The sequence below is a fragment of the Pseudomonas sp. NPDC089918 genome, from assembly GCF_050280605.1.
Lineage (GTDB): Bacteria > Pseudomonadota > Gammaproteobacteria > Pseudomonadales > Pseudomonadaceae > Aquipseudomonas.
The window spans coordinates 44497-55193 of record NZ_JBNNVP010000042.1 but is presented as its reverse complement, the minus strand read 5'-3'; the positions used below and the strand labels follow the sequence as shown (position 1 = coordinate 55193).

The window sequence follows — 10697 nt, the reverse complement described above, 5'->3', positions numbered from 1 at the left end:
GCCGCTGGGATCCTTGAATCCATAAACGGACAGATCGCCGGAAAAAGACGTATCGGTGCGCACCACAATCTGCACAGCGTTGATCACGTGCTGCACCCCGACCATTTTTGGGTCGTTAGCTCAGTTGGTAGAGCAGTTGGCTTTTAACCAATTGGTCGTAGGTTCGAATCCCACACGACCCACCATTTTTGAAACCAGTTAACGCTGGAATCGAATCTTAAGATCAGACGCCAAAAGCTCTGTTCGCAGAAGGCGCCTTTCAAAGGTGCCTTTTTTTTACCGGGGTATAGCGCAGTCCGGTAGCGCGCCTGCTTTGGGAGCAGGATGTCAGGAGTTCGAATCCCCTTACCCCGACCATATTAAAAATCCTCGTATCGAAAGATACGGGGATTTTTTTTGTCTGCTGCAAATGCAAAAAAGCCCTGCTTCTCGACGCAGAGGCAGGGCTTGGGCCTTCAGAGGCTTAACTATTGTCTTTCAGGTGCTCGAACAAGCCCTTTGGCATCTTTTTACCATTGGCTTCGTAGTTGGCTTTCACGTTATCAAAAGCCTCTTGTTCCGAGATTTGACCATCATGGTTGGTGTCGATCTTGTCGAAATCGGCCTTGGGCGCCACTTTCAAAAATTCCGCGCGGGATACCTGGCCATCATCATCGGTATCGGTCCGGGCCATCGAAGCATCGCCGCACTTGCCTTCGCCACATTTGCCTTCAGGCGTCTTCACGACCTGTTCCGCCGAGGCCAGCAGGTAGCCTTGAGTCAGCGGCTGCGAAGCGAAGACAGAACCGGACAACATCACGCCGCCGGCCAGGACAGCGCCGAGCAGGCCAACGGTGTTTTTGCTGAGAGTAGTGGTACGGGACATTACAAATCTCCTGGGTTGCACAACACAACCGCTCGATAAAGGACGCCACGTGAGTGCGGCGATGACCGAAGCAGGCAGTGCCTTGCTCGGGTGTGGCCATTTAGCGGGCGTGGTGTATCGCTACTGTGTCGCGCAAGGGGGGCTTTGTAAGCGAAGGGATGGAATTAGTGGGGAAGATACAGTGAGACACACAACTGTCCGCAGGTTGGACCGAGGCGCCTGCATCGCGGGCAAGCCACGCTCCCACAGGTTATGCATCGACCATGGGGCTGGGTCCAACACATAACCTGTGGGAGCGTGGCTTGCCCGCGATGAGGCCCTGACAGACGCCGAGTATTTAGTGCAGCTTCAACCGCGGCTCAGTCCCGCGCCCAATCTTGCTACCCAGCATCAGCATCGCCGTGCGGAACGCGCCATATAGCGCCATCTGGTGCATGCGATACAGCGACACGTAAAACATCCGCGCCAGCCAGCCCTCGAGCATGACGCTGCCGGTCAGGTTGCCCATCAAGTTACCCACAGCCGAAAAACGCGACAGCGAAATCAGCGAACCATAGTCGGTGTACTTGTACTCCGGCAGGGCTTTGCCTTCGATCCGCAGTTTCAGCGATTTGGCCAGCAACGAAGCTTGCTGGTGCGCAGCCTGGGCGCGCGGCGGCACATTGCGGTCGGTGCCTGGTTGTGGGCAGGCCGCGCAGTCACCGAAGGCGAAGATGTTCTCGTCGCGGGTGGTTTGCAGGGTCGGCAATACTTGCAGCTGATTGATGCGGTTGGTTTCCAGGCCATCGATGTCCTTGAGGAAACCCGGCGCACGAATCCCGGCGGCCCAGACTTTGAGGCTGGCGTTGATCACTTGGCCATCGGCGGTAATCAGGCTGTCTGCCGTCACTTCGCTGACCGCGGCATTGGTCATGACGTTGACCCCGAGTTTCTCCAGGGTTTTATGCACAGGCCCACCGATTCGTTCCGGCAGGGCTGGCAACACCCGTGGCCCGGCTTCGATCAGGGTGATGTGCATGTTTTCCGGTTTGATCCGGTCCAGGCCATAGGCCGCGAGTTCATGGGCGGCGTTGTGCAGTTCCGCTGCCAGTTCGACTCCGGTGGCACCGGCGCCGACGATGGCCACGCTGATCTGTTGCACCGCGTCGGTTTGCCCAGCGTGGGCGCGCAGGTAGTGATTGAGCAGTTGCTGATGGAAGCGCTCAGCCTGTTTGCGGGTGTCGAGGAACAGACAGTGCTGCGCCGCGCCCTGCGTGCCGAAGTCGTTGGTGGTGCTGCCGACGGCAATCACCAGCGAGTCGTAAGGCACTTCGCGCGCCGGCACCAGCTCCAGACCGGCCTCGTCGTAGGTGGCGGCCAGCTGGATTTTCTTCTGTGTGCGATCGAGCCCGCTCATGCGCCCCAGCTGGAACTCGAAGTGGTTCCATTTTGCCTGGGCAACATAGTTGAGTTCGTCTTCGGAAGAGTTCAGGGAACCTGCCGCCACTTCGTGCAACAGCGGTTTCCAGATGTGGGTCAGGTTCGCGTCGACCAGCATCACACTGGCCGTGCCGCGCTTGCCCAGAGTCTTACCCAGACGGGTAGCCAACTCCAGACCGCCGGCGCCGCCGCCAACGATGACAATACGATGAGTCATGGGGATATCTCGCAAGGCTAAAAGAAATCGGTGCAATTACCCGAGCGAGCGCGATGCAGCTCATAGCGTCAGGTAACTGATAAGTCGGCTCAACAGGCCTAAACCCATGGTCACTGCCAACACCAGCACCAGGAGCATCCACGGCCGGAAAGGCCGGCGCTCGACTTGGTGCTGGGACAGGTTCAGGTACTCTTCGACATGCTTCTGGTCGTCGGGGTTCAGGCGGCTGGTCATAAAGGCCTCGTCAGGTAGACGTTGCTGAATGTGTAGACGCTACAGCGCGCAGCGATGTCGCGACCTATCCGGTATGGAACGGAGCATAGTTGCTGGCGGGAATGGCGAATGATTCCACTTTGTAACACTCGGCGACCAACTCCTGCAACGGACTCACAGGCTGATCCCGACGTCGAAAACGATGCTGCGCCCCAGGTTGCTGCGCAGGAAATCCGGGGCTTCCGGGTGGGCGAACAACACTCGGGCGAAGGTCGGGCCGACCAGCGACAACGAGCGCCAGCCCTGACGCAAGTATTCGGTGGGCGGCGGAAAGTGGCTGTTGAGGTCCAGCACTTCGCGCTTGAGGCTGGCGAAGGCGATGATGTCCAGCTCCCCCAGGTCCATGCCGCGCTCTTTGTAGTTGTGGGCTTTTTTGCGCAAGGTCGGCGCCAGTCTCAGCAGAAACTCATTGGCCGGGATGCGCCGGGGCTTGGCCTCACGGCGCACTAGCTGGCTCAGGGAAAACGCGCTGCGTCGACGTTGCAGCTCGTCGCGCCATTCATCGTTGAGGCGCCGACCCTCGTCGAGCACGAAGAACACTTCGAAGTTCGCGTCGCGGAACAACACGTCCGGTGGCTCCCCGGCGGGGGCAAATTCGTCGGCGCGATAGGGAATGTTCAGGCCTTGCAGCAGGCGCTGGCAAACCCAACGCTCACGCTCCCATTTGCGGGCATTGGAGAGGAACGTGTTGGCTTGCTCGGCCGCAATGGTCAGCAGGCGTAAATAATCTGAATCATCCATAGGCCCAAGCTTAGCGTTCAAATGTGATCTGAATAATAAGTCTGTCGCAAAAGAAAAAAGTCTGTCGGGATTTCTTCAGCCGTTTTTTCTGGCATGCCTATGGGTGTTCATCACCGAATATCCTCTACCGCCGTGTCAGGTCTGTCCCTGATTATCTGGCCCGGGTTCTTGCGCTTGATCCACCCATTCCCAGAACAGCTGATAGCCGACCGCGAGTATCACAGGGCCGATAAACAGGCCGAGGATACCGCCCGTGACCATGCCGCCCAAGGCGCCGATCAGCACCACGGGCATCGGCACATCGACACCACGACCCAGCAGCAGCGGTTTGAGGACGTTATCGACCAATCCCGCGATGAAGACATAAATGGCAAACACAATGGTCGCCGTACTGGCACCTTCGCTCATGAAAACAAAAACGATGACCGGAAGGGTAATCAGGGTGGCCGGTAATTGCATGATGCCAAGAAGCAGCACCGCCAAGGCGAGAAGGCCGGCACCGGGAACACCCATGAATACAAAGCCGATGCCCACCAACAGCATCTGGATGAACGCGATGCCGACCACCCCCAATGCCACTGCCCGGATGGTGGCGGTGCACAGATCGGCGATTTTCGGCCCCTTGATCGGACCGCTGAAGCGCGAAACGATTTGCACCGCGCTGCGGTGGCCGCTCTCGCCATACGCTAAAAAAATACCGGCAATAATCAGGGCAACGATGAATAAAAGGAGCCCCATGCCGACACCCGCAAGCTTGCTCAGGAGGGAGAGGCTGACACCTTTGATCTGCGGCATGAACTTGTGTGCCAGATCGGGCAGGTCAGTGGTGGCTTGCGCCCACAAGTTATAAAGAGGTTCGCCCACCAGTGGCCAGCCGGCTATCGCATCGGAGGGTGGCGGAATATGGAAACTGTCGGTTTTGACCATGGTCATGACCTTCTCCACGGAATCCGCAAGCGAGGCTCCCAACAAATAAATAGGCACCATAAGAATACTGATGACGACCAATACGATCAGCGTCGCGGTGATCCCGTCTTTATTCCCCATCTTGCTTTTGAACCTGACTTGCAAGGGGTAGAGGGTGATTGCCAGGATCACCGACCACAGCATCAGATCGAGGAACGGGCTGAATATCTGAAAGCAGAACATCACCAGAACGGCAATCACTCCGGCACGAATCAGCACATCGAGCAGGTCTCGGGAAAAAACCTTTTCGAGCATGGGTATGGGAACCATGGATTACCTCCTGTAGAGAGTGGCAAGGGCCTGCATTTGGTAAGTCCAGCCCTGGTCGCAAGTGAGCCGGTGAACATGCCGCTCAGCGACTCTTGTCCTCCCGACCCATCCAATCCACCGGATGTATCGCGAGATAGCTGTCGACTGCAGAGCCTATTGTTGGAAAGAACGCTGTTTCGCCAAGCCGCGCAAAAAGCCCGAATCGCTTCAGCTTGTCCTTGACCGGGTCCTTCATCTCGGCCACACACAACTTGATACCCGCCGCGTGCAACGTTTCGTCCAGTTCCGCCAACATGTCGGCAGAGGTCACGTCCACGCTGGTGACGGGTTCCGCCGCAACAACCAGCCAGCGCACTGGCGTAGGCGATGCAGCCACGGCGTCCAGCACTCGGTCATGGAACAACTCGGCGTTGGCGAAAAACAACGGCGCATCCCAGCGAAACAGGACCAGGCCGGGTACAAGGCGCGCGTCGGGATAGCGCTTGATGTCGTGATAACCCTTCACGCCGTCCGCGCGTCCCAGGACGGCAGAGTAAGGACGCCAGCCATCCCACAGAAATTCGATGACGGCGATCACGATGGCCAGGCCGATCCCCTCGATCGCACCCAGCACGGCCACGCCGATGGTGCAGACGATTGACAGCCAGAACTCCCAACGCTGGATTCGATAAATGCGTCGCAGGTCGGTGACCTCAATCAGGCCGATGGCGGAGGCGATCACCACCGCCGCCAGTGCGCTGGTAGGTAAATCCTTCAACAAGTCTGGTGCCACCACCAGCAGTAAGGCAACAGCAAGCGCGCCGATGACTCCGGTCAACTGGGTTTTGGCGCCTGCAGCCTCGGCCACGGGCGTACGTGACGAACTGCTGCTGATCGCAAAACCCTGAAAAAATCCGGCGGCCAGGTTGGCGACGCCGAGACCCACCATTTCCTGGTTCGGGTCCACATAGGTGCGGGTCCGCGCCGCATAGACACGTGAGAGCACGCTGGTATCGGCGAACGAAACCAGGGCAACGGCGCAGCCGCCGATCAGGACGGGGACGATATCGGCGCTAGTGATCCAGGGGATGGCGAACGCAGGCAAGCCTTGCGGAAGAGAGCCGAGGACTGACACTCCCGCACGCGCTGCAAGGTCCAGCACACCCACGGCGACGGTCGCCCCTGCCACGGCGATCAGAATGCCCGGCACGCGTTTGTTGCCCTTGAGCAGCAGAATCACGGCCAAGGTGGCTGCGCCGACCATGAAGGCGGTCCAGTTGGTTTTCCCCTCCATTACAGCTGTAGCGATCGCCCACAGGTTTCTCAGCGGGCCGTCGGATTCAATCGAAAAACCGAAAAACTTGGGCAGTTGGCTGATCAATACCGTCAGCGCGATCCCGTTCATGTACCCGTAGCGGATCGGTTTGGAAAGAAGCTCCGTGACAAAGCCCAAGCGCGCTATGCCGGCCAGGATGCACACCACCCCCGATACGATCGCCATCATGCTCGCAAGGGCGATGGCACGATGCGGATCACCGCCGGACAGTGGCAGGACGACGGCGAGAATGACGGCAGCCAGCGAGGAATCCGGCCCCAGCACCAGAATCCGGCTGGGTCCGAACAGCGCATAAGCGAGCAGCGGAACGATGGTCGCGTAAAGGCCATAGATGCCGGGTACGCCCGATGCCACCGCGTAGGCGATGCCGACAGGCACCAACATCGTGGTCAGCACCAGTCCGGCCACGAGGTCGTGCCGCAACCAGGTTATTTTGTAACCGCGCAGCGTGCGTAGTCCGGGCAGCCAACGACTCCAACCGGTGTCGCCGCCGGTGTTGCGATGGGCAATGCGGCCCGGTTCCGGGACGGGAGGCGAAGCATCCGAATGGCTCATAGGACTGTGGCCCTTTGGTGTACAGCGCAGATCCGCTTGAACGTGCCGGTCAGAACTTTTCCGGAATTCGCCGCAACGGATAATCCGGTTCACGATAGCCGCCTGATTTCTGCCGTTTGGGCAAAACCACCTTCTCGCGCGGTACATTCTTGTACGGAATACGGCTGAGCAAATCAGAGATGATGTTGAGGCGGGCCCGCTTCTTGTCGTTCGAGTTGGCCACAAGCCACGGAGCATGATCGGTGTCGGTCGACTTGAACATGTCGTCACGTGCGCGCGAGTAGTCATACCAGCGGCTGTATGACTTGAGATCCATGGGCGTCAGTTTCCAGGTTTTGCGGCCATCCTTGATCCGCGCCTCGAGCCGGCGAGTCTGCTCCTCTTCGCTGACTTCCAGCCAATACTTGAACAGCATGACGCCCGAGTCGACCATCATGCGTTCCATGAGGGGGGCCAGGGCCAGGAAACGGGTCACCTGCTCATCGGTACAAAATCCCATCACGCGCTCGACCCCTGCGCGGTTGTACCAACTGCGATCGAAGATCACCACTTCGCCAGCCGCGGGCATGTGCGCCAGGTAGCGCTGTATATACATCTGGCTCTTCTCGCGATCGGTCGGTGCAGGTAGCGCCACCACCCGAAAGACACGCGGGCTCACCCTCTCAGTGAGCGCCTTGATCGTCCCACCCTTGCCGGCGCCATCCCGCCCTTCGAAGACGATACAGATCTTGATGCCCTTTTGTTTCACCCATTCCTGCAACTTGACCAGTTCGACATGCAGTCGGCGTAACTGCTCAAGATAGTCTTTGTTCTTCAGTTTCAAGGGTTCAGCGGAGTTGCTTTTAACAGGGGTTTTCTTCTTGTCCTTTGCCATGACCCAAGCCTCACCTATGCCAGTCGCTGACTGCCGATAGATGGACCCTGCAGGTGCAGCTATCAGCTTGCAGATCGCGCATTGCTTCGAGCAAACCTGGCGTCAGTCGTGGACGGCCCTCTGCTCTTGACGTTCAACTCCATCACCAACCGCGTGAGTCTAGTCCATGAATCAACCCTCTACAGGGTTGCCACAGGTTCCTGGAACACGCCAGGTCCCATCAGGTTCGATACGCGTATTGCCCGACCCGTCTGCAGGGGTGGCATGCCCGCAGCATTCCTCATCCCACGCCCGATTCAGGGCATTGCACAAAACGGATAGCGATCTGCGCAAAGCGGCTATTGCCCCGTGCCCGGCGTCTCTACCCTCGGCTGTACGGACGTTAGCCGCGTTACCGACTCTTAAAAAAAAAACAACAAGAGATAGATGCCATGCGCAAGATCGACGTACATGAGGTTATCGACAACGCTCGATTCAACCGCTTTCACTGGATGGTGCTGTTCTGGTGCGCCCTGATCATCATCTTCGACGGATACGATTTGGTGATCTACGGCGTGGTGTTGCCGATGCTGATGAAAGAGTGGGGGCTCAGTCCCTTGCAAGCTGGCGCACTGGGAAGTTATGCACTGTTCGGGATGATGTTCGGGGCGCTGTTTTTCGGCCCGCTGTCGGACAAGATTGGCCGCAAGAAAGCCATCACCCTGTGCGTGATGCTCTTCAGCGGTTTTACCGTGCTCAATGGTTTTGCTCGTAACCCTACCGAGTTTGGCCTCTGCCGGTTCATTGCCGGGCTGGGCATTGGCGGGGTGATGCCCAATGTCGTGGCGCTGATGAACGAGTACGCGCCGAAGAAAATCCGCAGCACGCTGGTGGCGATCATGTTCAGCGGTTACTCGGTGGGCGGCATGCTCTCGGCGGGGCTCGGCATCGTGCTGATCCCCAGTTTCGGCTGGCAGTCGGTGTTTTACGTGGCGGTGCTGCCGTTGCTGTTGTTGCCGTTGATCATGTACTTCCTGCCTGAATCGGTGGGTTTCATGCTGCGTCAGGGGCGCAATCAAGAGGCGCGCAACGTTCTGGAGCGGGTTGACCCGGCTTACGTTGCACTCGCCAGCGATCAGTTGCACATGAGCGAAGTGAAGGGCACTGGCACCCCGGTGTTGCAACTGTTCCGCGAGGGCCGTGCGTTGCGCACGCTGATGCTGTGGCTGGCGTTTTTCTGCTGCTTGCTGATGGTCTACGCCTTGAGTTCCTGGCTGCCGAAACTGATGGCCAACGCCGGTTACAGCCTGGGCTCGAGTCTGTCGTTCCTGTTGGTACTCAACTTCGGTGCCATTTTCGGCGCGGTCGGCGGTGGCGTACTCGGCGACAAGCTCAATCTGCCGCGTGTGTTGGCGGTGTTCTTCGTTGTGGCTGCGGTATCGATCACCTTGCTGGGCTTCAACAGTCCGATGCCGGTGTTGTACCTGCTGATCGCCCTTGCCGGCGCCACCACCATCGGCTCACAGATTCTGCTGTACGCCTGCGCCGCGCAGTTCTACTCCATGACCATTCGCTCCACCGGTTTGGGCTGGGCGTCAGGCATCGGCCGCAACGGCGCGATCGTCGGCCCACTGCTGGGCGGTGCCTTGCTGGGGATCAGCCTGCCGCTGCAACTGAACTTCATGGCGTTTGCCTTGCCCGGTGCGGTGGCCGCTCTCGCCATGACCGTGTTCGCCATCAGCAGCCAACGCAGCGCCAAAGGTGCCACCCAGACGCTTGCGCCGACCAGTGCCTGAACCCGGTAGTGGCGGCACGGCGTCATGCCGTGTCGCCGGCCTGGGTCCCCCACACATTTTTCCGAACAAGAGCGACCGGGCCTGTGCCACGGATCGCCTGACGAGTCTTGCGGCGAGGTTTCATGAAAGCGTTATTTCAGGACTTTTCCCTGTCTGCTGCCGTCGCCGGATTTATCGCCACGGTGATTTCCTACGCAGGCCCCTTGGTGATCATCTTTCAGGCCGCCGAGACCGCACACCTCTCGCGGGAAATGTTGTCGTCCTGGGTCTGGGCGATTTCCATCGGCAGCGCCGTGCTCGGCATCGGTTTGAGCCTGCGTTACCGCGTCCCGGTGATCATCGCGTGGTCGGCACCGGGCTCGGCGTTGCTGGTGGCACTGTTGCCGGGAATCTCCATGCCGGAGGCGGTGGGCGCTTACCTGGTCAGCAGCCTGATCATTTTCCTGGTCGGCGTGTCGGGGGCGTTTGACCGGATCATCGGCAAACTGCCCGCGGCGATTGCGGCGGCGATGCTGGCGGGGATTCTGTTCAGCTTCGGCACCGGGTTGTTCGTCTCGTTGCAAGGCAAGCCGCTGCTGGTGCTGGCGATGTTTGCCACGTACCTGATCTGCAAGCGGGTGATGCCGCGCTATGCGGTGTTGATGGTGCTGCTGGTGGGTTGTTCGATTGCGTTTCTCGCCGGTGATTTGCACCGCGAAGCACTGGTGATCGGCTTGGCCACACCGGTATGGATCACCCCCGCGTTCAGCCTGAGTGCGACCCTGAATGTCGCCTTGCCGCTGGTGATGGTGGCGCTGACCGGCCAGTTTGTTCCCGGCATGGCGGTGCTGCGTGCCAGCGGCTACCCAACGCCAGCCGGCCCGATCATCGCCAGCAGCGCGTTGGGCACTGCGCTGTTGGCGCCGTTCGGTTGTCACGGGTTGAATCTGGCGGCGATTACCGCGGCCATTTGTACCGGTCGCGAGGCCCATGAAGATCCGCGAAAACGCTATGTGGCCGGGGTCGTGGGCGGGCTGTGTTACCTGGTGCTGGGGATCTTCGGTGCCACGCTGGTTTCGTTGTTTTCGGCGTTCCCCAAGGAACTGATCGCGGCCCTGGCCGGGCTGGCGCTGTTCGCCGCGATAGCCGGGGCGCTGGCCGGCGCAATGGCCGTGCCGAGTGATCGCGAAGCCGCGCTGGTGACCTTTCTCACCACCGCTTCGGGCATGTCGTTGTTTGGTTTGTCCGCCGCTTTTTGGGGGCTGATTTTCGGCATGGTCACGCACGTGCTGTTGAGTGCCCGGCGTCCCGCGCCGGCGACTCAAGCGGCCCCTGCGCAGGAGGTGGCGCGCTGATCGAGTAGTTAATCGAAACCCGATCCTTATCCGTTTTCACCATCCCTCGCGGCGAATCCGCCACGGGTGGAGCACTTCAACCTGTCGATCAAT

9 protein-coding genes and 2 tRNA genes are annotated in these 10697 nt (G+C 59.4%); 4 read left to right on the top strand and 7 right to left on the bottom strand.

The features are described 5' to 3' along the window. The first annotated feature begins 109 nt into the window (after positions 1-109). Both ACQKPC_RS24505 and ACQKPC_RS24500 read left to right on the top strand, forming a co-directional pair. Positions 110-185: transfer RNA gene (locus tag ACQKPC_RS24505), tRNA-Lys, on the top strand. A 95-nt stretch (positions 186-280) separates the two neighbouring features. Next, a tRNA-Pro gene (locus tag ACQKPC_RS24500) sits at positions 281-357 on the top strand. A 106-nt stretch (positions 358-463) separates the two neighbouring features. On the opposite strand, the gene ACQKPC_RS24495 is transcribed toward ACQKPC_RS24500, so the two are convergent. The 7 genes from ACQKPC_RS24495 to ppk2 all read right to left on the bottom strand — a co-directional run bounded on the left by ACQKPC_RS24495 (position 464) and on the right by ppk2 (position 7495). Beyond that, the gene (locus ACQKPC_RS24495) at positions 464-865 is read right to left on the bottom strand and encodes an HvfA family oxazolone/thioamide-modified RiPP metallophore (RefSeq protein ID WP_008068435.1); all 402 of its coding nucleotides are present in this window, start codon (positions 863-865) and stop codon (positions 464-466) included. Positions 866-1202: 337 nt separating this feature from the next. Further along, positions 1203-2501 (bottom strand): NAD(P)/FAD-dependent oxidoreductase, encoded by a 1299-nt coding sequence (locus ACQKPC_RS24490; protein WP_427626876.1) that lies wholly within the window; start codon positions 2499-2501, stop codon positions 1203-1205. Positions 2502-2561: 60 nt separating this feature from the next. Further along, complete coding sequence (locus ACQKPC_RS24485; RefSeq protein WP_007901951.1) at positions 2562-2735, bottom strand: DUF3094 domain-containing protein; 174 nt, start codon at positions 2733-2735, stop codon at positions 2562-2564. 153 nt (positions 2736-2888) lie between these two features. Beyond that, a complete protein-coding gene (locus ACQKPC_RS24480; RefSeq protein WP_008008717.1) occupies positions 2889-3515 on the bottom strand; it encodes a DUF1780 domain-containing protein in 627 nt (208 codons plus the stop codon). 135 nt (positions 3516-3650) lie between these two features. Further along, positions 3651-4751, bottom strand: coding sequence for an AI-2E family transporter (locus ACQKPC_RS24475; protein WP_427626873.1), 1101 nt, complete (start codon positions 4749-4751; stop codon positions 3651-3653). A gap of 82 nt (positions 4752-4833) precedes the next feature. Continuing rightward, on the bottom strand, positions 4834-6621 hold the full coding sequence (locus ACQKPC_RS24470) for a SulP family inorganic anion transporter (protein ID WP_427626871.1): 1788 nt from the start codon (positions 6619-6621) through the stop codon (positions 4834-4836). A 49-nt stretch (positions 6622-6670) separates the two neighbouring features. Next, entirely contained in the window at positions 6671-7495 is an 825-nt protein-coding gene (gene ppk2, locus ACQKPC_RS24465) for a polyphosphate kinase 2 (protein ID WP_427626869.1), read from the bottom strand. A 431-nt stretch (positions 7496-7926) separates the two neighbouring features. Here ppk2 and ACQKPC_RS24460 point away from each other — a divergent pair, with 431 nt between their 5' ends. Together ACQKPC_RS24460 and ACQKPC_RS24455 are read left to right on the top strand one after the other, a co-directional pair. Next, entirely contained in the window at positions 7927-9270 is a 1344-nt protein-coding gene (locus ACQKPC_RS24460) for an aromatic acid/H+ symport family MFS transporter (protein ID WP_063342493.1), read from the top strand. Between the two features lie 122 nt (positions 9271-9392). Further along, positions 9393-10604, top strand: a complete 1212-nt coding sequence (locus ACQKPC_RS24455) for a benzoate/H(+) symporter BenE family transporter (RefSeq protein ID WP_427626867.1) — start codon at positions 9393-9395, stop codon at positions 10602-10604. Positions 10605-10697 lie beyond the last annotated feature (93 nt).

Excerpts from the sequence above, each read along its gene's own strand:
- ACQKPC_RS24485 (WP_007901951.1), bottom strand. The coding sequence starts at position 2,735 with ATGACCAGCCGCCTGAACCCCGACGACCAGAAGCATGTCGAAGAGTAC.
- ACQKPC_RS24490 (WP_427626876.1), bottom strand. The coding sequence starts at position 2,501 with ATGACTCATCGTATTGTCATCGTTGGCGGCGGCGCCGGCGGTCTGGAG.
- ACQKPC_RS24495 (WP_008068435.1), bottom strand. The coding sequence starts at position 865 with ATGTCCCGTACCACTACTCTCAGCAAAAACACCGTTGGCCTGCTCGGC.
- ACQKPC_RS24460 (WP_063342493.1), top strand. The coding sequence starts at position 7,927 with ATGCGCAAGATCGACGTACATGAGGTTATCGACAACGCTCGATTCAAC.
- ACQKPC_RS24475 (WP_427626873.1), bottom strand. The coding sequence starts at position 4,751 with ATGGTTCCCATACCCATGCTCGAAAAGGTTTTTTCCCGAGACCTGCTC.
- ACQKPC_RS24455 (WP_427626867.1), top strand. The coding sequence starts at position 9,393 with ATGAAAGCGTTATTTCAGGACTTTTCCCTGTCTGCTGCCGTCGCCGGA.
- ACQKPC_RS24470 (WP_427626871.1), bottom strand. The coding sequence starts at position 6,621 with ATGAGCCATTCGGATGCTTCGCCTCCCGTCCCGGAACCGGGCCGCATT.
- ppk2 (WP_427626869.1), bottom strand. The coding sequence starts at position 7,495 with ATGGCAAAGGACAAGAAGAAAACCCCTGTTAAAAGCAACTCCGCTGAA.
- ACQKPC_RS24480 (WP_008008717.1), bottom strand. The coding sequence starts at position 3,515 with ATGGATGATTCAGATTATTTACGCCTGCTGACCATTGCGGCCGAGCAA.